This is a genomic window from Streptomyces sp. NBC_01445 (genome assembly GCF_035918235.1).
In the GTDB taxonomy this organism is placed as follows: Bacteria; Actinomycetota; Actinomycetes; order Streptomycetales; family Streptomycetaceae; genus Streptomyces.
This window is the reverse complement of record NZ_CP109485.1, coordinates 4,882,570-4,902,294: the sequence shown is the minus strand read 5'-3', so window position 1 is coordinate 4,902,294 and position 19,725 is coordinate 4,882,570. Positions and strand designations below refer to the sequence as shown.

14 protein-coding genes, 3 rRNA genes and 1 pseudogene are annotated in these 19,725 nt (G+C 66.2%); 14 read left to right on the top strand and 4 right to left on the bottom strand.

Going from position 1 to position 19,725, the window contains the following annotated elements:
- Window positions 1-117 precede the first annotated feature (117 nt).
- Window positions 118-456, top strand: coding sequence for a peptidase (locus OG574_RS22360; protein WP_326774660.1), 339 nt, complete (start codon window positions 118-120; stop codon window positions 454-456).
- 47 nt (window positions 457-503) lie between these two features.
- Here OG574_RS22360 and OG574_RS22355 read toward each other — a convergent pair whose 3' ends face one another.
- Window positions 504-1,211, bottom strand: coding sequence for an alpha/beta fold hydrolase (locus OG574_RS22355; RefSeq protein ID WP_326774659.1), 708 nt, complete (start codon window positions 1,209-1,211; stop codon window positions 504-506).
- A 178-nt stretch (window positions 1,212-1,389) separates the two neighbouring features.
- Between OG574_RS22355 and OG574_RS22350 the strand changes: the two genes are divergently transcribed.
- Both OG574_RS22350 and OG574_RS22345 read left to right on the top strand, forming a co-directional pair.
- Window positions 1,390-1,917: an EamA/RhaT family transporter gene (locus tag OG574_RS22350; protein WP_326774658.1), complete on the top strand. Its 528-nt coding sequence runs from the start codon at window positions 1,390-1,392 to the stop codon at window positions 1,915-1,917.
- Window positions 1,918-2,027: 110 nt separating this feature from the next.
- Complete coding sequence (locus OG574_RS22345; protein WP_326774657.1) at window positions 2,028-2,801, top strand: class I SAM-dependent methyltransferase; 774 nt, start codon at window positions 2,028-2,030, stop codon at window positions 2,799-2,801.
- 36 nt (window positions 2,802-2,837) lie between these two features.
- Here OG574_RS22345 and OG574_RS22340 read toward each other — a convergent pair.
- A pseudogene (locus tag OG574_RS22340) lies at window positions 2,838-3,786 on the bottom strand (SulP family inorganic anion transporter); the annotation flags it as partial.
- Window positions 3,787-4,121: 335 nt separating this feature from the next.
- Between OG574_RS22340 and OG574_RS22335 the strand changes: the two are divergent.
- From OG574_RS22335 to proC, 3 genes are all read left to right on the top strand, one after another.
- Window positions 4,122-4,946 (top strand): ABC transporter ATP-binding protein, encoded by an 825-nt coding sequence (locus OG574_RS22335; RefSeq protein ID WP_326774656.1) that lies wholly within the window; start codon window positions 4,122-4,124, stop codon window positions 4,944-4,946.
- A complete protein-coding gene (locus OG574_RS22330; RefSeq protein WP_326774655.1) occupies window positions 4,943-5,680 on the top strand; it encodes an ABC transporter permease in 738 nt (245 codons plus the stop codon). The genes OG574_RS22335 and OG574_RS22330 overlap by 4 nt, the downstream gene beginning before the upstream one ends.
- Before the next feature lie 71 nt (window positions 5,681-5,751).
- Window positions 5,752-6,564: a pyrroline-5-carboxylate reductase gene (proC, locus tag OG574_RS22325; RefSeq protein WP_100597764.1), complete on the top strand. Its 813-nt coding sequence runs from the start codon at window positions 5,752-5,754 to the stop codon at window positions 6,562-6,564.
- 292 nt (window positions 6,565-6,856) lie between these two features.
- On the opposite strand, the gene OG574_RS22320 is transcribed toward proC, so the two are convergent.
- The gene (locus OG574_RS22320; protein WP_326774654.1) at window positions 6,857-7,453 is read right to left on the bottom strand and encodes a cysteine hydrolase family protein; all 597 of its coding nucleotides are present in this window, start codon (window positions 7,451-7,453) and stop codon (window positions 6,857-6,859) included.
- A gap of 74 nt (window positions 7,454-7,527) precedes the next feature.
- On the opposite strand from OG574_RS22320, the gene OG574_RS22315 reads away from it, so the two are divergent.
- On the top strand, window positions 7,528-8,544 hold the full coding sequence (locus tag OG574_RS22315; RefSeq protein ID WP_326774653.1) for a GlxA family transcriptional regulator: 1,017 nt from the start codon (window positions 7,528-7,530) through the stop codon (window positions 8,542-8,544).
- 52 nt (window positions 8,545-8,596) lie between these two features.
- Here the strand turns inward: OG574_RS22315 and trpS are convergent, their stop codons facing one another.
- Window positions 8,597-9,595 carry a tryptophan--tRNA ligase gene (trpS, locus tag OG574_RS22310; RefSeq protein WP_326774652.1) on the bottom strand — a complete coding sequence of 333 codons (999 nt, stop codon included), beginning with the start codon at window positions 9,593-9,595 and terminating at the stop codon, window positions 8,597-8,599.
- Between the two features lie 873 nt (window positions 9,596-10,468).
- On the opposite strand from trpS, the gene OG574_RS22305 reads away from it, so the two are divergent.
- From OG574_RS22305 to OG574_RS22275, 7 genes are all read left to right on the top strand, one after another.
- A 16S ribosomal RNA gene (locus tag OG574_RS22305) occupies window positions 10,469-11,996 on the top strand.
- 319 nt (window positions 11,997-12,315) lie between these two features.
- Window positions 12,316-15,439, top strand: a 23S ribosomal RNA gene (locus OG574_RS22300).
- A gap of 89 nt (window positions 15,440-15,528) precedes the next feature.
- A 5S ribosomal RNA gene (gene rrf, locus OG574_RS22295) occupies window positions 15,529-15,645 on the top strand.
- Together the 16S, 23S and 5S rRNA genes form the textbook arrangement of a ribosomal RNA operon.
- Window positions 15,646-15,716: 71 nt before the next feature.
- Complete coding sequence (locus OG574_RS22290; RefSeq protein ID WP_326774651.1) at window positions 15,717-16,361, top strand: HAD family hydrolase; 645 nt, start codon at window positions 15,717-15,719, stop codon at window positions 16,359-16,361.
- 136 nt (window positions 16,362-16,497) lie between these two features.
- Window positions 16,498-17,226 (top strand): VC0807 family protein, encoded by a 729-nt coding sequence (locus OG574_RS22285; protein WP_326774650.1) that lies wholly within the window; start codon window positions 16,498-16,500, stop codon window positions 17,224-17,226.
- A gap of 138 nt (window positions 17,227-17,364) precedes the next feature.
- The gene (locus OG574_RS22280; protein WP_326774649.1) at window positions 17,365-18,594 is read left to right on the top strand and encodes an MFS transporter; all 1,230 of its coding nucleotides are present in this window, start codon (window positions 17,365-17,367) and stop codon (window positions 18,592-18,594) included.
- Window positions 18,545-19,720 (top strand): acetoin utilization protein AcuC, encoded by a 1,176-nt coding sequence (locus OG574_RS22275; RefSeq protein ID WP_326774648.1) that lies wholly within the window; start codon window positions 18,545-18,547, stop codon window positions 19,718-19,720. Before OG574_RS22280 ends, OG574_RS22275 begins: the two co-directional genes overlap by 50 nt.
- The last annotated feature ends 5 nt before the right edge of the window (window positions 19,721-19,725 follow it).

Here is a 19,725-nt window from a genome sequence, read left to right as displayed (position 1 = left end):
GCCTAGTCGATGGTGCGTGCGATGTCGGAGGGGCTTGCTAGCCTGCGCGGGTCGCGCGGCACGTACGCGTGTTCAGAGATGTCAGAGACGTCAGAGTGATCAACGGGGGAGACCGACATGGCTGTTGAGGACGGCGCGGGAACGGTTGAGGGCATCGCGGCGGATGAGGCAGGGGGCACTGCGGAGCAGCTGAACGCCGACGCGCTCGCCATCCGCTACCCGGTCGCCCCCGGAGTCCGCCTGAAGGTACGCAGCGGCCCCGGCACCCACTACCAGCTGGTCAAGGTCCTGCCGCTCGACGCCCGCGTGCCGATCAACTGCCAGAAGCCGGGCGAGAGCATCAGCGGCACATACGGCACGACGAACCTCTGGGACAACATCGCCAATGGTCAGTACGTGTCGGACGCGTATGTGAAGACAGGCAACGACGGTTACGTGGCCCCGCGCTGCGCGTAGCGGACGGCGGGCGGGGGCCTCTGGCTCCCGCCCCTCAACCGGCCTGGCTACCGCTGCTCGCCCCCGGCCTCCTCAAGCAGAATCCGCGCCAGCTCCCGCGGCCGGGAGAACATCGGCCAGTGCCCCGTGTCCATCTCCCGCAGCCGCCAGCTCTCGCCGCGCAGGAGCTCGGCCACGTCATCACTCGGCTCCGGCCCGTCGAGCAGGCACTTGATGTACGTCGCCGGCAGCTCGCCCAGCGGGCGGGACAGCACGGCCGGCTCCGACAGGGACGCCCCCGGGTGCGGCGTGGCCCCGCTCACGAACCGCGCGATCTGGGCATCGTCGAGCCCCTGCCCCTCGCACTCGGGCGCAGTCAGCGGCGGCCAGTCACCGTCGTTCGCGGCGAGTACGGCCTCCAGCGCCGCCGGCCCCTGCCACCACGCGGACACGAAGGACTCCCCGTCCGCCGGAACACTCGAGTCGACGAACACCACGCGCCTCAGCCGGTCACCGATCCGCTCGGCGGCCTGACCGACCGGGATGCCCGAGTAGCTGTGCCCGACCAGCACGACATCGCGGAGTCCGAGGCGCTCCACCTCGTCGACGATGTCCTGGACATGGGTCTTCTGCCCCGCCGGAAGACCCAGCTTGTCGGCGACCCCGGTGAGCGTCACGGCGTGCGCGCCGTGCCCCGCCGCACGCAGGTCCGGCACCACGTCGTCCCACGCCCACGCCCCGAGCCACGCCCCTGCGACCAGTACGTAATTCGTCATACGGGCAATGTAGGGGAGGGGTCTGACAATCCACCGGACCCGCCTGGCACCACCCAAGCCCCACCCAAGCCTGACCTCCGGCCCTCAAGCCTGACCTCCGGCCCTCAAGCCTGACCTCCGGACCCCAAGCCCGACCTCCGGACCCCAAGCCGCCGCCGGAGCCCGCCATAATCGACCTGTGAGCGACGAATCCGGCACCCTCAGCCCCGCCCCCGAGACCCCGGAAGCAGACGGCGGCATCCCCGCAGGCCCCCAGCCCGAGGAGATCCGTTTCTTCGGCAGGACCTGGGTCGAGCACGACGGTGGCTACACCTGGCGCCGCGCAGCGGTCGCCGCGGGCGCGCTCGTCGGCGCGGCGGCCGGCTGTTTCGTGCTGCGCTTCGCGTACGAGGGCCTGGCCATCGCCGACGTCGGCTCCTTCGTGAACGTACTCGTCGTCCTGATGTTCGCGATCTGCAGCGCCCTCGCCTTCCGCCGCACGTGGGACGGCTTCTCCAAGCGCCCGGACCCCGAGGCGCAGGCGTCCCTGCGCGGCTTCATGTCGATCGGCTTCGTCGGCGTACTGCTCGCGTACTGCCTGCGCTGCTTCTCCGAGGCCCCGGGCGAGAAACTCCGCAGGCAGGAGTACGCGACCGCCCGCGAACAGTACGAACGCCGCAGCACCCGCCGCACCGGCAACCCGTCGAAGAAGAAGCGCAAGGGCTGACACACTCCCCGGGCGCAAACAAAGCCCCCCGCGCGTACGGGCGACGAGGCACCGCCCGAGCCGCACACCACGTACTGACGAGAGTCCCCCGCGCAGGACAGGATGGCGGCATGACCACTGTCTCGCGCGCTGACTCGTTCAACATCGCCGCCGCCCAGTACGCCGCGAACCGCCCGTCCTACCCGCCCGCCCTCCTAGAGGCCGTCGAGGAAGCGGCCGGACGGCCCCTCGCCGGCGCCCGCGTGGCCGACGTAGGCGCGGGCACCGGCATCTCGACCGCCCTCCTGCACGCGCGCGGCGCACGCGTGGTCGCCGTCGAACCGGGCGAGGGCATGGCGCTCGAGTTCCGCCAGACCCTGCCCGCCGTGCCGATCGTGCGGGGCGACGGCAACGCCCTCCCGCTCGTTGACGCCTCCCTCGACCTCCTCACCTACGCCCAGTCGTGGCACTGGACCGAGCCGGCCCGCTCGGCCCCCGAGGCGATGCGGGTCCTGCGCCCGGGCGGCGCGCTCGCGCTGTGGTGGAACACCGTTGCCCTCGACGTCCCGTGGATCGCCGCGCAGCACGAGCGCATCGCGCGCCACGTGGGTGTGGAGACGGGCGCCAGGCAGCGGCCCGACGAGGCCCGCGCCACCGAACTGTCCGGTCTTACGGCCCTGCCGGGACGCGGCGAGGTCACGCTGCGCCACGTGCGGTGGAGCCGGCATGTCCCGCTGGACACGCACCTCGCCAACATCGGCAGCCACTCGGCGTTCCTTGTCCTCGAAGAGGGCGACGCGCAGGCCTTCCTCACCGAGGAGCGCGCCCGGGTCGGCGAGCTTTTCCCGGACGGCACGGTGGAGGAGACCTACGTGGTCGAACTCCTGGTGGCCATCCGCACCTGACCCACAGCCGCTACGAGGTCGGCCGCACCCACAACCTCACGACACCGTCGTCCGCACCCGCCCCGCCACCGACCCCTCCAGCGCCGTGGCGCGCGCGTGATCGAGATGCCTCAGCCCGTCCAGCTCCAGCCGCACGTCCCGGTCGGCAGGCAAGGCCTCCAGCGCGTCGAGCAGCTTCGGCAACCGCAGAAACGCGGCGTTGCCGGCCACCCGTACGACCAGCCCGGCCGCCCCGGTCCTCGGTCCGGACTTGTACGCGGCTGATGTCCCACGCCGTCTTCGCGACGGCGGGCGCGAGCCCCACCAGCACCCCTTCGAAGAGATTCGTGGCGACGATCGCGAACGCCGTCACCGCGAGCACCACCGCCTCACCCTGATGCTCACGCCACACCGGCACCATCTCCCGTACCGGCAGCAACTCCCGTACCGGGACCGGCTTGCAGCCCGCGTGCACCAGGAGCCCCGCACTCGCCGGCGAGGGCAGCTGCACCGCGTCGAACAGCCCGCGCACCTCCACGCGTCGGACCGGTAACCCGAACGCCCCGGTCACCACGGCTGCCGGCCTGATCGCGGCCAGCGGCGCGGGCAGCAGCCGCGCCGCCCGCCGCCAGCGGGGCCACAGCACCAGTACGAGGACGGTCCCGACGCCGACCGCGAGTGCGACGGGATCCGACGCACCGGGCAGCGCCGCGAGCCCGAGCACCTTGCCCACCCCGCTCGCGGGCACGGACGCGGCGTCCCCCTTCGCGTACACCTGACCTGCGACGAGTACGAGGCCGATCCCCGCGAGCATCCGCTGCACAACGGTGACGGACACCGCCCGGAACCACCGCCCGAGCCGCAGCACCCCCAGCCCGATCTGCAGGAGCCCGGCGGCGGCCACCAGGACGCCGAGCGCGGCAGGGCCATGGGTGTGCACGGCCTCGTGAACGAGGACGGTCAGCTCGGCCGCCGGCCCGCTGACCTGCAGGCTGCTGCCGGGCAGCGCCCAGATCGGCACGGGGGAGGGAAGGGCGGGCGAGGGATCGGGAACCAGGCACCTGACGGACATGACGTGCATGACGAACGGGACGCATCTGAAGCGCACCTCCGGGGGAGATGCGTGGGCGCCGGCAGTGGGGGAGACCCCGGCACCGAAATCCATTGTCACGTAAGGGAGTTGAGGACGGGCCGAACTTCCGTTACGTCCTGATGTCCCCTGGAGCGCGGAGTCACCCGCCCGCGGACGTCCCGCTTCCGGTCGACCCCGCGAGCGCCGGCGCCGCCATTGCGCCCCCGAGACGCTTGACGGTCCGGCCTCACCGGAGGAATATTCATCACATGATGAATATTCCCGAGGGGTCATCCTCCCCGGACCCCTCCCCCTCTTCCGCCGCTTCGCCGGAACCCCCGGCGGCCGCCGTATACGCCGCCGGCCTCACCGTCGTCCGAGGCCCCCGCCCCGTCCTGCACGCCCTTAACTTCGCCGTGCCCCGAGGTCAGATCACCGGTCTCCTCGGCCCCTCGGGCTGCGGCAAGTCCACGCTCATGCGCGCGATCGTCGGAACCCAGGCCAAGGTCACCGGCACGCTCACCGTCCTCGGCCACCCGGCGGGCTCCGCAGAACTCCGCTCCCGCATCGGATATGTCACCCAAGCCCCCTCCGTATACGCCGACCTGACTGTGCGCCAGAACCTGGACTACTTCTCGGCAGTACTCCAGCCGGGCCGCGCCGCCGCCTCCCACCGCCGTGACGACGTCGCCCGCGTCATCGCCGAAGTGGACCTGACCTCCCACGCCGACGCCCTGGCAGGCAATCTCTCGGGCGGCCAGCTCAGCCGCGTCTCCCTCGCCGTCGCCCTCCTCGGCACCCCCGAACTCCTCGTCCTCGACGAACCGACCGTCGGCCTCGACCCCGTCCTGCGCCGCGACCTGTGGAACCTCTTCCACTCCATCGCCGCCGAGCGCGGCGCCACGCTCCTCGTCTCCTCCCACGTGATGGACGAGGCCGAACGCTGCCACCGCCTCCTCCTCATGCGCGAAGGCGAGATCCTCGCCGACGACAGCCCCGACGCCCTGCGGGCCGCCACCGGCGCCGACACCGTCGAAGACGCCTTCCTCCACCTCGTCGACCAGGCCAACACCCTCCAGCGGAGCCCCCGATGAACGCAGCCCGCACCCTCGCCACCGCAGCCCGAGTCCTGCGCCAGCTCCGCCACGACCCGCGCTCCATCGCCCTGATGCTGCTCGTCCCGTGCGTGATGCTCTTCCTGCTCCGCTACGTCTTCGACGGCAGCCCCGGCACCTTCGACTCCATCGGTGCCTCCCTCCTCGGCATCTTTCCGCTCATCACGATGTTCCTGGTCACGTCCATCGCCACCCTGCGCGAGCGCACCTCGGGCACCCTCGAGCGCCTCCTCGCGATGCCCCTCGGCAAGGGCGACCTCATCGCCGGCTACGCCCTCGCCTTCGGCGCCCTCGCGGTCGTCCAGTCCGTCCTGGCGACGGCCCTCGCCCTGTGGGGCCTCGGTCTCGACGTCACCGGCTCCGCCTGGCTCCTGCTCCTGGTCGCCCTTCTCGACGCCCTGCTCGGCACCGCCCTCGGCCTCTTCGTCTCCGCCTTCGCGGCCTCCGAGTTCCAGGCCGTCCAGTTCATGCCGGCGGTGATCTTCCCCCAACTGCTCCTGTGCGGCCTGTTCATCGCGCGCGACAAGATGCAGCCCGTCCTCGAAGCGATCTCCAACGTCCTCCCCATGTCGTACGCCGTCGACGGCATGAACGAAGTCCTCCGCCACACCGACCTCACCGCCGACTTCATCCGCGACGCGGCCGTCGTCGCCGGCTGTGCCGTCCTCGTCCTGGCCCTCGGCGCCGCAACTCTCCGCCGCCGTACGGCCTGACCGCCGCCGATGCGAGGATGACCCCGACGGACGCAACCGCACCGCACCCCGCGCCCCGAAGGGTGGCCTCCATGCCCCAGCAGCACGTCGCAGTCCTCGGCACCGGAAAGATCGGCGAGGCCCTGCTCAGCGGAATGATCCGGGCCGGCTGGGCCCCGGCCAACCTCCTGGTCACGGCCCGCCGCCCGGAACGCGCCGAAGAGCTCCGCACCCGCTACGGCGTCATCCCGGTCACCAACGCGGAAGCCGCCAAGCAGGCCGACACCCTGATCCTCACGGTCAAGCCCCAGGACATGGGCACGCTCCTCACGGAACTCGCCCCGCACCTCCCCGCCGACCGCCTGATCATCAGCGGCGCGGCGGGCATCCCCACCACCTTCTTCGAGGAGCGCCTGCCCGAAGGCACCCCCGTCGTGCGCGTCATGACGAACACGCCCGCCCTCGTCGACGAGGCCATGTCCGTCATCTCCGCCGGCTCCCACGCCACGGCCGCCCACCTCGCCCACGCCGAGGAGATCTTCGGCGCCGTGGGCAAGACGCTCCGCGTCCCCGAGTCCCAGCAGGACGCCTGCACCGCCCTGTCCGGCTCGGGCCCGGCGTACTTCTTCTACCTGGTCGAGGCCATGACCGACGCGGGCATCCTGCTCGGCCTGCCCCGCGACAAGGCCCACGACCTGATCGTCCAGTCCGCGATCGGCGCCGCGACGATGCTCCGCGACAGCGGCGAGCACCCGGTCAAGCTCCGGGAAAACGTCACCTCCCCCGCCGGCACCACGATCAACGCCATCCGCGAACTCGAGAACCACGGAGTCCGCGCGGCCATGATCGCCGCCCTGGAGGCCGCCCGAGACCGCAGCCGAGAGCTGGCCTCCGGCAACAGCTGACCCACCGACCTACGCCCTCCACCGCCGCCCGCGCCCGAGTGCTGCGCGGGCGGCGTCGTGAGAAGGACGGGCGATGCGAGAGCAGCCCTCACACGGCGCTGCGAATCACACGGGCACGGCCGACGGGCCACACCGTTACGGCGACGCCCCGCACCGGTGCGACGGCGCCCGCCCGCCGGCAACACGCCACCCGGCACCGATCCTCACCGGCAGGGCTCCCCACCCGCACCTGACGGTTATGCCTGAGGCGCCCGTGCCTGACGGTCATGCCCGAGGCGCCCGCGCCCGACCGTCACACGCGAAGCGCCCCCGCCCAAGCCACGACCTCCGTCGTCGTGACCACCCGGGCGAAGCCGCCCCCGTGGAGTGAGACCGCCGACGCCTGTGCCAGCTCCTCCGCTGTGCGGTGCCAGCCGAACGGGCCCTCCAGGTTGAAGGTGTGTGTCGCGTCCAGCGCGAACAGCACCTCATACCCCAGATTCCCGCCCATCCGCGCTGTCGTCTCCGCGCACATGTTGGTCTGGATCCCGGCCACCACCAACTGTCCGATGCCGGCCGCCCTGAGCCACGCGTCCAGGTCCGGCGTCCCGTAGAACGCCGAGTTCACGGACTTCGTCACCAGGAGCTCCGCCCCGTCCCCCTTCCCACGCCGCCCCTCCACGTACTCCTTGAAACCGTTCCCGGCATACCCGGGCCGCAACGGCGACTGCGGCTTCGGCGAGTCATGCCGCACGAATACGACCGGCCGCCCTGTCGACTGCCACGCGTCGATCAGCGACGCGATGTTCTCGTCAGCCGCAGGGTTGTTCCGCGGTCCCCAGAATCCCTCCTCCTCGAATCCCTTCTGCACGTCCACCACGATCAGCGCTGCGTTGTCTGCGATCTCCATGCCCACGATGCTCCCGCCCGGAGCGCGCCTACCCCAGAGACGCAAAAGACAGCGATCGATGATTTACTGCCACTGTGCCGCACGCAGACCCGCACTCACCCGCGCACCCCGCCCAGCGCATCGCCCTCCTCGCCTTCCCCGGCATCCGGGCCTTCGACGTCTCCGTCATCACCGAGGTCTGGGGCACCGACCGCACCGACCGCGGCGTCCCTGTCTTCGACCTGCGCCGCGTCGCCGAAGACCGCACGCCCGTCCCCATGCGAGGCGGATTCACCCTCACCCCCGATCGCACCCTCACCTGGCTGACACGCCTCGCGCCCGCCACCGATCTGCTCGTCGTCCCTGGCCTCGACGACCACCTCACCCCTGCGCCCGAACCTGTCCTCGAGTCCCTGCGCCGCGCCCACGCCCGCGGCGTCACCATCGCCGCCCTCTGCGGCGGCGCCTTCACACTCGCCCAAGCCGGCCTACTGGACGGCCGCCGCGCGATCACCCACTGGAACCTCGTCGACCTGCTCCGCGCCCATCACCCCCTGGTCACCGTCGAACCTGACGCCCTCTTCATCGAGGACGACAACATCTGGACCGCCGCAGGCACAGCCGCCGGCATCGATCTCTGCCTGCACCTCGTCCGCAGGAACCACGGCGCGGAGACCGCCGCCACCATTGCCCGGTCCATGGTCACGGCCCCCTTCCGCACCGGAACGCAGGCCCAGTTCATCGAGCACCCCACGCCACGAGCCGACCGCGACGCCGATGCGCTCACCTCCGTACGCGCATACGCACTCCAGCACCTCCACGAACCGCTCACCGTCGCCGGCCTCGCCGCGCGCGCCGGCATGTCCCCGCGCTCCTTCGCCCGTCACTTCACCGGAGCGACCGGCACCACCCCGCTGCGCTGGCTTCTGGACCAGCGCATGGCGGCAGCGCAGAAGCTGCTCGAACGCACCGACCTCCCCATGCCCGAAGTCGCACGCCGCGCGGGCTTCGGCAGCGAGGTCACGATGCGCCAGCACTTCGCATCGCGCCTCGCCACCAGCCCACGCTCCTACCGGGCCTCATTCGCCCAGCGGCCCGTCACCCACTCCTAAGAACACCGCTCCTAAGAACGGTCCTCCTTAGGACGCCCCTATATAGGGACGCTTAGGCAGCGGGAAGCAGCCCGATCGCCCGATAGGCGGCGTCCACGGTTGGCTTCGCCATCTCCCTCGCCCGCTCAGCACCGCGCCGCAACACCTCCTCTACATACGCGGGATCCGCAACCAGTTCTTTGTGCCTCTTCTGCAGGGGCGCCAGAAGCTCCACCACGGCCTCCGCGGTCGCCTTCTTCAGCGCGCCATACGACTCATATACACCGCTCAGGCCCTCCGGGTTCCCACCCTCACAAGCGGCCAGAATCTCCAGCAGATTCGACACCCCGGGCTTGGCCTCGCGGTCGTACTCGACCTCCGCGCCGCTGTCCGTCACCGCCCGCAGGATCTTCTTCCGCACAACGTCCGGCTCGTCGAGGAGATAGACGATCCCGGCGCCGTTGTCGTGCGACTTCCCCATCTTGGAAGTCGGGTCCTGGAGGTCCTTGACCCGCGCCGCGACCGCGGGCGGCGTCGCGCGCGGCACCACGAAGGTGTGCCCGTACCGCTGGTTGAACCGCACCGCGAGATCCCGGGTGAGCTCGACGTGCTGCGTCTGGTCATCACCCACAGGAACCTCGTCCGCCCCGTAGGCGAGGATGTCCGCCGCCATGAGCACGGGGTAGGTGAGCAGCGACAGCCGAACACTCCCGCCCCGCTCCCGCTCGCGCGCGGACTTCTCCTTGTACTGGATCATCCGCCGCATCTCGCCGTCCGTGGCGACGCACTCGAGCAGATACGACAGCCGGGCGTGTTCGTCCACATGACTCTGCACGAACACGGTGCACACCTCGGGATCGAGCCCCGAGGCAAGCAACAGCGTCGCCGCCTGCTTACTGAGTCGCCGCACCCGCCCGGGATCGTGATCCACGGTCAGCGCGTGCAGATCGACGACGCTGAACAGCGCGTCAGCTCTGTGCTGATCGACTTCTGCCCACTGACGTACGGCGCCCAGATAGTTCCCCAGCGTCAGATGCCCGGTCGGCTTGACCCCGCTGAAGATTCGCGTCATCACTCCACCTCCTGGTCAGGACCGCCGCGGCCCGGCTGCCGGGCTCCGTGGTCTCCAGGAGGGAGATACAAGAACGGCCGCCGAGGCGGCGGCCGTTGGGTGCATGCTTGTGCCGGCCGCCGTCAGGCGGCCCACCACTGCTGGGTGTGCGCATGCGTAGTCACGAGCCCAAGAGTAGACCTCACAGGCGTGAAGTTGACACACCTGGGCCCGGTACGTAGTGTTCTCCGAGTTGCCCGACGTGAGCTCCGGTCCCTGACCGGTCCCCGGGTGGCCATTCCGCAAGAACCATTCAACGATCGATGTCGCTTCTCTCTGAGATGCGCCACGGCTCGTTTTCATGCGTCTTTGCGAAATGAGGAATCCGTGTTCGAAAGAACGCCCCCGATTAGCTCGGGAGGCAGGACTCCGCTAAAGTCTCACTCGTCGGAACGGCCCAACAGTCGTGAAGACAAGCCCCGCTGACTGGGAATCAGGCCCGAAAGGATCTGATAGAGTCGGAACCGCCGGAAAGGGAAACGCGAAAGCCGAAAGGCCGGAGCGGAAACCTGAAAGGCACCGAGGAAATCGGACACGAAAGAGTCTGATAGAGTCGGAAACGCAAGACCGAAGGGAAACTGCCCGGAGGAAAGCCTGAGAGAGTCTCTCGGGTGAGTACAAAGGAAGCGTCCGTTCCTTGAGAACTCAACAGCGTGCCAAAAGTCAACGCCAGATTGACAACCCCGGCCCACCTTTGGTGGGTTGGAGGTTCCTTTGAAAAAGTCCTCACTCCCACACCGGGGTGAGGCGCACTAGCGAGGACGCAGTGAATCGTGGGGATTATTCCTCCCGACGGTTCCGCTCTCGTGGTGTAGTCCCGATTACGGGAAAACATTCACGGAGAGTTTGATCCTGGCTCAGGACGAACGCTGGCGGCGTGCTTAACACATGCAAGTCGAACGATGAAGCCCTTCGGGGTGGATTAGTGGCGAACGGGTGAGTAACACGTGGGCAATCTGCCCTGCACTCTGGGACAAGCCCTGGAAACGGGGTCTAATACCGGATAACACCCCCTCTCGCATGGGAGGGGGTTGAAAGCTCCGGCGGTGCAGGATGAGCCCGCGGCCTATCAGCTTGTTGGTGAGGTAGAAGCTCACCAAGGCGACGACGGGTAGCCGGCCTGAGAGGGCGACCGGCCACACTGGGACTGAGACACGGCCCAGACTCCTACGGGAGGCAGCAGTGGGGAATATTGCACAATGGGCGAAAGCCTGATGCAGCGACGCCGCGTGAGGGATGACGGCCTTCGGGTTGTAAACCTCTTTCAGCAGGGAAGAAGCGAAAGTGACGGTACCTGCAGAAGAAGCGCCGGCTAACTACGTGCCAGCAGCCGCGGTAATACGTAGGGCGCAAGCGTTGTCCGGAATTATTGGGCGTAAAGAGCTCGTAGGCGGCTTGTCACGTCGGTTGTGAAAGCCCGGGGCTTAACCCCGGGTCTGCAGTCGATACGGGCAGGCTAGAGTGTGGTAGGGGAGATCGGAATTCCTGGTGTAGCGGTGAAATGCGCAGATATCAGGAGGAACACCGGTGGCGAAGGCGGATCTCTGGGCCATTACTGACGCTGAGGAGCGAAAGCGTGGGGAGCGAACAGGATTAGATACCCTGGTAGTCCACGCCGTAAACGGTGGGAACTAGGTGTTGGCGACATTCCACGTCGTCGGTGCCGCAGCTAACGCATTAAGTTCCCCGCCTGGGGAGTACGGCCGCAAGGCTAAAACTCAAAGGAATTGACGGGGGCCCGCACAAGCAGCGGAGCATGTGGCTTAATTCGACGCAACGCGAAGAACCTTACCAAGGCTTGACATATACCGGAAAGCATCAGAGATGGTGCCCCCCTTGTGGTCGGTATACAGGTGGTGCATGGCTGTCGTCAGCTCGTGTCGTGAGATGTTGGGTTAAGTCCCGCAACGAGCGCAACCCTTGTTCTGTGTTGCCAGCATGCCCTTCGGGGTGATGGGGACTCACAGGAGACTGCCGGGGTCAACTCGGAGGAAGGTGGGGACGACGTCAAGTCATCATGCCCCTTATGTCTTGGGCTGCACACGTGCTACAATGGCAGGTACAATGAGCTGCGATGCCGCGAGGCGGAGCGAATCTCAAAAAGCCTGTCTCAGTTCGGATTGGGGTCTGCAACTCGACCCCATGAAGTCGGAGTTGCTAGTAATCGCAGATCAGCATTGCTGCGGTGAATACGTTCCCGGGCCTTGTACACACCGCCCGTCACGTCACGAAAGTCGGTAACACCCGAAGCCGGTGGCCCAACCCCCTTGTGGGGAGGGAGCTGTCGAAGGTGGGACTGGCGATTGGGACGAAGTCGTAACAAGGTAGCCGTACCGGAAGGTGCGGCTGGATCACCTCCTTTCTAAGGAGCACTTTGGCTGCCGGGTTCTGCCTGGTGGTCCAAGAGCCATTTCGCCGGCAAACGTCCGGCGGTGGTTGCTCAAGGGTGGAACGTTGACTATTCGACCGGGTTCACGGGTCGGAGGCTGTGAGTACTGCTCTTCGGAGCGTGGAAAGCATGATCTCCGGGCGGGACCGGGTCGGGCACGCTGTTGGGTGTCTGAAGGTACGGGCTGTGAAGCCTGTCCTTCGATGCCGACCCCGGTAAAAATCTGCTTCGGTGGGTTGTGACGGGTGGTTGGTCGTTGTTTGAGAACTGCACAGTGGACGCGAGCATCTGTGGCCAAGTTTTTAAGGGCGCACGGTGGATGCCTTGGCACCAGGAACCGATGAAGGACGTGGGAGGCCACGATAGTCCCCGGGGAGCCGTCAACCAGGCTTTGATCCGGGGGTTTCCGAATGGGGAAACCCGGCAGTCGTCATGGGCTGTCACCCGCTGCTGAACACATAGGCAGTGTGGAGGGAACGCGGGGAAGTGAAACATCTCAGTACCCGCAGGAAGAGAAAACAACCGTGATTCCGGGAGTAGTGGCGAGCGAAACTGGATGAGGCCAAACCATATGCGTGTGATACCCGGCAGGGGTTGCGCATGTGGGGTTGTGGGATCTCTCTTTCACAGTCTGCCGGCTGTGAGACGAGTCAGAAACCGTTGATGTAGGCGAAGGACATGCGAAAGGTCCGGCGTAGAGGGTAAGACCCCCGTAGTCGAAACATCAGCGGCTCGTTTGAGAGACACCCAAGTAGCACGGGGCCCGAGAAATCCCGTGTGAATCTGGCGGGACCACCCGCTAAGCCTAAATATTCCCTGGTGACCGATAGCGGATAGTACCGTGAGGGAATGGTGAAAAGTACCGCGGGAGCGGAGTGAAATAGTACCTGAAACCGTGTGCCTACAAGCCGTGGGAGCGTCGCTGTATGTGCTTGCACATGCAGTCGTGACTGCGTGCCTTTTGAAGAATGAGCCTGCGAGTTTGCGGTGCGTTGCGAGGTTAACCCGTGTGGGGAAGCCGTAGCGAAAGCGAGTCCGAATAGGGCGATTCAGTAGCGCGCTCAAGACCCGAAGCGGAGTGATCTAGCCATGGGCAGGTTGAAGCGGAGGTAAGACTTCGTGGAGGACCGAACCCACCAGGGTTGAAAACCTGGGGGATGACCTGTGGTTAGGGGTGAAAGGCCAATCAAACTCCGTGATAGCTGGTTCTCCCCGAAATGCATTTAGGTGCAGCGTCGTGTGTTTCTTGCCGGAGGTAGAGCACTGGATAGGCGATGGGCCCTACCGGGTTACTGACCTTAGCCAAACTCCGAATGCCGGTAAGTGAGAGCACGGCAGTGAGACTGTGGGGGATAAGCTCCATGGTCGAGAGGGAAACAGCCCAGAGCATCGACTAAGGCCCCTAAGCGTACGCTAAGTGGGAAAGGATGTGGAGTCGCACAGACAACCAGGAGGTTGGCTTAGAAGCAGCCACCCTTGAAAGAGTGCGTAATAGCTCACTGGTCTAGTGATTCCGCGCCGACAATGTAGCGGGGCTCAAGCGTACCGCCGAAGTCGTGTCATTCCAGCATGTAGGGCCAACGCCCGCTGGGATGGGTAGGGGAGCGTCGTGTGCCGGGTGAAGCAGCCGCGGAAGCGAGTTGTGGACGGTTCACGAGTGAGAATGCAGGCATGAGTAGCGATACACACGTGAGAAACGTGTGCGCCGATTGACTAAGGGTTCCTGGGTCAAGCTGATCTGCCCAGGGTAAGTCGGGACCTAAGGCGAGGCCGACAGGCGTAGTCGATGGATAACCGGTTGATATTCCGGTACCCGCTGTGAAGCGTCAAACATTGAATCAGGCGATGCTAAGTCCGTGAAGCCGTTCCGGACCCTTCGGGGAAAGGAAAGTGGTGGAGCCGACGGACCAGACTTGTAGTAGGTGAGTGATGGGGTGACGCAGGAAGGTAGTCCAGCCCGGGCGGTGGTTGTCCCGGGGTAAGGGTGTAGGCCGTGTGATAGGTAAATCCGTCACACATTAAGGCTGAGACCTGATGCCGAGCCGATTGTGGTGAAGTGGATGATCCTATGCTGTCGAGAAAAGCCTCTAGCGAGTTTCATGGCGGCCCGTACCCTAAACCGACTCAGGTGGTCAGGTAGAGAATACCGAGGCGTTCGGGTGAACTATGGTTAAGGAACTCGGCAAAATGCCCCCGTAACTTCGGGAGAAGGGGGGCCATCACTGGTGAGGAGACTTGCTCTCCGAGCTGGGGGTGGCCGCAGAGACCAGCGAGAAGCGACTGTTTACTAAAAACACAGGTCCGTGCGAAGCCGTAAGGCGATGTATACGGACTGACGCCTGCCCGGTGCTGGAACGTTAAGGGGACCGGTTAGTGCACTTTCGGGTGTGCGAAGCTGAGAACTTAAGCGCCAGTAAACGGCGGTGGTAACTATAACCATCCTAAGGTAGCGAAATTCCTTGTCGGGTAAGTTCCGACCTGCACGAATGGCGTAACGACTTCTCGACTGTCTCAACCATAGGCCCGGTGAAATTGCACTACGAGTAAAGATGCTCGTTTCGCGCAGCAGGACGGAAAGACCCCGGGACCTTTACTACAGTTTGATATTGGTGTTCGGTTCGGCTTGTGTAGGATAGGTGGGAGACTTTGAAGCGGCCACGCCAGTGGTTGTGGAGTCGTCGTTGAAATACCACTCTGGTCGTGCTGGATGTCTAACCTGGGTCCGTGATCCGGATCAGGGACAGTGTCTGATGGGTAGTTTAACTGGGGCGGTTGCCTCCTAAAGAGTAACGGAGGCGCCCAAAGGTTCCCTCAGCCTGGTTGGTAATCAGGTGTTGAGTGTAAGTGCACAAGGGAGCTTGACTGTGAGACCGACGGGTCGAGCAGGGACGAAAGTCGGGACTAGTGATCCGGCGGTGGCTTGTGGAAGCGCCGTCGCTCAACGGATAAAAGGTACCCCGGGGATAACAGGCTGATCTTCCCCAAGAGTCCATATCGACGGGATGGTTTGGCACCTCGATGTCGGCTCGTCGCATCCTGGGGCTGGAGTCGGTCCCAAGGGTTGGGCTGTTCGCCCATTAAAGCGGTACGCGAGCTGGGTTTAGAACGTCGTGAGACAGTTCGGTCCCTATCCGCTGTGCGCGTAGGAATATTGAGAAGGGCTGTCCCTAGTACGAGAGGACCGGGACGGACGAACCTCTGGTGTGCCAGTTGTCCTGCCAAGGGCATGGCTGGTTGGCTACGTTCGGAAAGGATAACCGCTGAAAGCATCTAAGCGGGAAGCCTGCTTCGAGATGAGTATTCCCACCCCCTTGAGGGGTTAAGGCTCCCAGTAGACGACTGGGTTGATAGGCCAGATCTGGAAGCCCGGTAACGGGTGGAGGTGACTGGTACTAATAGGCCGAGGGCTTGTCCTCAGTTGCTCGCGTCCACTGTGTTGGTTCTGAAACCACGAACAACCCCACGTTTGTCACAGAGCGTGGTGCGGTTGACAGTTTCATAGTGTTTCGGTGGTCATAGCGTGAGGGAAACGCCCGGTTACATTCCGAACCCGGAAGCTAAGCCTCACAGCGCCGATGGTACTGCAGGGGGGACCCTGTGGGAGAGTAGGACGCCGCCGAACTATTTTTGAAGAAAGCCCCCGTAACGGATGAGAATCCTGTTACGGGGGTTTTCTGCGTTTAGAGTCGAGCTATGCGATACGACCTGGTCATCTTCGACAATGACGGCGTTCTCGTTGACAGCGAGCCGATTTCCAACAAGCTTCTCGCCGGCTATCTCACCGAACTCGGGCATCCCACCTCGTACGAGGAATCCCTTAGGGATTACATGGGCGCCGCCATGCACCGCGTACACGATCTTGTCGAGGAGCGGACCGGGCAGCGGCTGCCCGAGGACTTCGATGAGGTCTTTCACGGGCGGGTATTCGCCGCCTTCGAGCGGGAGCTGGAACCCGTGCCCGGGGCGGGGGAGGTCCTGGAGAAGCTGGCCGCCGATGGAGTGCCGTACTGCGTGGCGTCCTCGGGGAGTCATGAGCGGATCCGCGTCGGGCATCGCAAGACCGGGCACGACAAGTGGTTCGATGACGGGCGGATCTTCAGTTCGCAGGATGTAGGGCGAGGGAAGCCGGCGCCGGATCTCTTCCTGTACGCGGCCCAGCGCATGGGTGTGGCGCCGGAGAGGTGTGCGGTCGTGGAGGACAGTCCGCTCGGCGTCCAGGCCGCTATGGCTGCCGGGATGGACGTGTACGGGTTCACGGCCATGACGCCCGGGAGCCGGTTGGGTGCGGCCACCGAACTGTTCGGTGACATGCGGGAGTTGCCTGACCTGCTGGCATGACATCTCCGTACGGTCCGCCCTGACATTTGTCACCGCGAGCTCCGGACGATCGTTTCTGTTGGGCGGTGGGGGTCCTCCACGAAGCTGAGTACATCGAGAACGGGACGTACGCAGTGACGACGGAGGGAACCCGATCATGAGCCAGCTCGTTGCAGAGACACCGGTCAAGTCCGCTGAGGCGGCTGCCGCCCCGCAGAGCGACCGTGCGGCCCTCCTGGGAAGCCTCAGGCCGCTGGTCGTGGACGTGGTCGTGCCGATGGCCTCGTACTACGTGCTGAGCAAAGGGTTCGGCATGAGCACGCTGGCCGCCCTGGGGTGGAGCAGTGTGCTGCCGGCGCTGCGGACCGTGTGGGGGGTGCTACGGGAGCGGCAGCTCAATGTGCTGGCCGGGGTCATCCTCGTCGTGAACATGGTGGGGCTGCTGCTGAGCACGGTGACGGGTGACCCTCGGCTCATGCTGGCCAAGGACAGTGGGATCAGCAGTGTCGTGGGCATCTCGATGCTGGTGTCGGTCGTGGCCGGCAAGCCGCTTCTCACGTCCGCGCTCAAGCCCTTCGTGACGAAGGGGGATGCCGAGCGGACCGCGGCCTGGGAGCGGCTGTCGGCAGGGCCGGGTCGCTTCGTGCGGGCCGAGCGGATGTTCACGGCGGTGTGGGGTCTGGCGCTGGTCACCGAGTGCGTGGTGCGGATCGTGGGGGCGTACACGTTGCCGGTCGACACGATGGTCTGGCTCGGCAATGTGATCATGGCGGGTGCCGTGGTCCTGGCCTTCCGGGTCAGTGGGCGTCTGGCTGTGGGGTCGATGGAGCGGATGGTCGAGGAGGAGTTGGTGAGTCGGCGGGGTGAGGTGGAGCGGGTTGCCTGACCCTCTCCGGTACCCCCGGCACCTCCGCAGCTCTCACCTTCTTCCCGGTCGCCCGTTGACGGCGGCCGGGAACTTTCGTTCGAGATGCATCGAGATCTATCTACCCACCGGTAGATCTGGGGCATACGCTGTGCGGCCATGACAGAAGTGCTGCGGCGTGGCAGAGGTTCGCTGGCGTTCAGTTTCTTTGTGCAGGGTGCCGCGTTCGCGCTCCTGGTGACTCGAATACCGGCGATTCAGGATCAGTACGGCATATCGGATGGGCTGTTGCCCGTCTTTCTCGCGGCGGTGCCGATCCTGGCCGGGGTCGGGAGCGTGTGTACCGAGAAGCTGGTCAAGCGGGTACGGCCCAGTCGGGTCCTGCGGTGGTCGCAGCCGGTCGTGCTGCTGGCGCTGCTCGGGGTCGGGGCGGGGGACTCGCTGTGGCAAGTGGCCCTGGCGCTGGGGGCGTTCGGGCTCGCGGTGGGTGCGCTTGACGCGTCTATGAACATGCTCGGGGTGAGCCTGCAGAGGGCGTACGGGCGCAGCATCATGCTCGGGTTTCACGCGGCGTACAGCCTGGGCGGGATCGTGGGGGCGTCGCTCGCGTGGGTGGGGGCGCACTGGGACCTGTCGCTGTTCGTGTCGTATCTGCCGGTGGTGGTGTTGCTGATGCCGGCGGCGTTCGTGGGGAGCCGCTGGTACGTCGACGGGGAGAGCGGCGCCGGTGAGGGTGCGCAGGGCGCCACGGGTGGCCCGGTGGTGTTCAAGCTGCTGTTGCCGCTGTGTCTGGTGATGACGGTCGCGTACATCGGGGACTCGACGGTCTCCAACTGGAGTGCGAAGTACCTCCAGGACGTGCTGGGGAGTTCGGAGCAGCTGTCGACGGTTCCGTACAACGTCTACATGGTGATGACGCTGGTGGGGCGGGCGCTCGGGGATCTTGGGGTGCGGCGGTTCGGAGCGGTCGTGGTGGTGCGGTTCGGGGCCGTGGTGGCGGCGCTCGGGTTCGCGGTCGTGGCGGTGGCGCCGGGGCCCTGGGTGGGGATGCTCGGGTTCACGCTGCTGGGGCTCGGGTTGTGTGTGATCGTGCCGCAGACGTTCGCCGCTGCGGGCAGGCACGCTTTTGAGAATTACGGCCCGAACGCTTCGGATTCGGCGATCGCGCGGCTGAATGTCTTCAACTACGTAGGATTTCTGATCGGTTCGCCCCTTGTGGGCGCTCTGGGCGATGCGTGGAACTACCGGGGGGCGATGCTCGTTCCCATGGTGTTGGTGCTCGTGACACTCGTGTACGCCCGTTCTTTCGCCCCTGGAGCGGACCGATACGGTGACGGGCATGAGCGGCCGCGCACAGCTGATGTGGGACGAGGCAGTAACGGGCTATGACTTCGGCCCGGATCACCCGATGGATCCGGTCCGGCTGGCCCTGACGAGAAGTCTCGTCGGGGCTCTTGGGCTCGACCGTGAGGTGGACGTCGTCGCCGCCAAACGGGCGGGTGAGTCGACGCTGCGGCTCGTGCACCGCCAGGACTATGTGGAGGCGGTCAAGGCCGCGTCCGCCGATCCGGCCTCGGCGGACGGGGCCTATGGGCTGGGGACGGTCGACGATCCGGCCTTTGCCGGTATGCACGATGTGTCGGCGCTGATCGCAGGGCAGTCCGTGGGCGCGGCGGAGGCCGTCTGGCGGGGTGAGGCGCTCCATGCGGTGAACTTCGCGGGCGGGCTGCACCATGCGATGCCCGGAGGTGCTGCCGGGTTCTGCATCTACAACGATGCGGCACTGGCCGTCGCTCGTCTCCTTGAGCTGGGTGCCGAGCGGGTCGCGTACGTGGATGTGGACGTGCATCACGGGGACGGCGTACAGGCGGCGTTCTGGGGCGACCCGCGGGTGCTCACCATTTCGCTGCACGAGCATCCGCGGACGCTGTTTCCGCAGACCGGGTGGCCGGAGGAGACGGGTGCCGACGGTCCGGCGGAGGGGTCGGCGGTCAATGTGGCGCTGCCGGCCGGCACCGGGGACGCGGGGTGGCTGCGGGCTTTTCATGCCGTCGTGCCTGAGCTGCTGGCGGAGTTCAGGCCGCAGGTCCTGGTGACACAGCACGGGGCCGATACGCATTTCGAGGACCCGTTGGCGCATCTGGCGGTGTCGCTCGACGCGCAGCGGGCCGTTCAGGTCGCCTGCCATGAGTTGGCGCACGAGCATGCGGACGGGCGTTGGGTCGCGCTGGGCGGTGGCGGGTACGCGGTGGTGGATGTGGTGCCGCGGTCCTGGTCGCACCTGGTGGGGATCGCCGCGGGGCACGAGGTGGCGCCCGAGACGGTGATTCCGGAGAGCTGGCGGCAGGAAGCGTTCGCCAGGACGCGGCAGTTGGCTCCGACGCGGATGACGGACGGGCGGTGGCCGGTCTCGTACAAGGAGTGGGAGTTGGGGTACGACCCGGCGGACCGGCTCGACCAGGCGGTTCTTGCGACGCGGCGTTCGGTGTTCCCGCTGCGGGGGCTGTTGCCGTAGCAGCG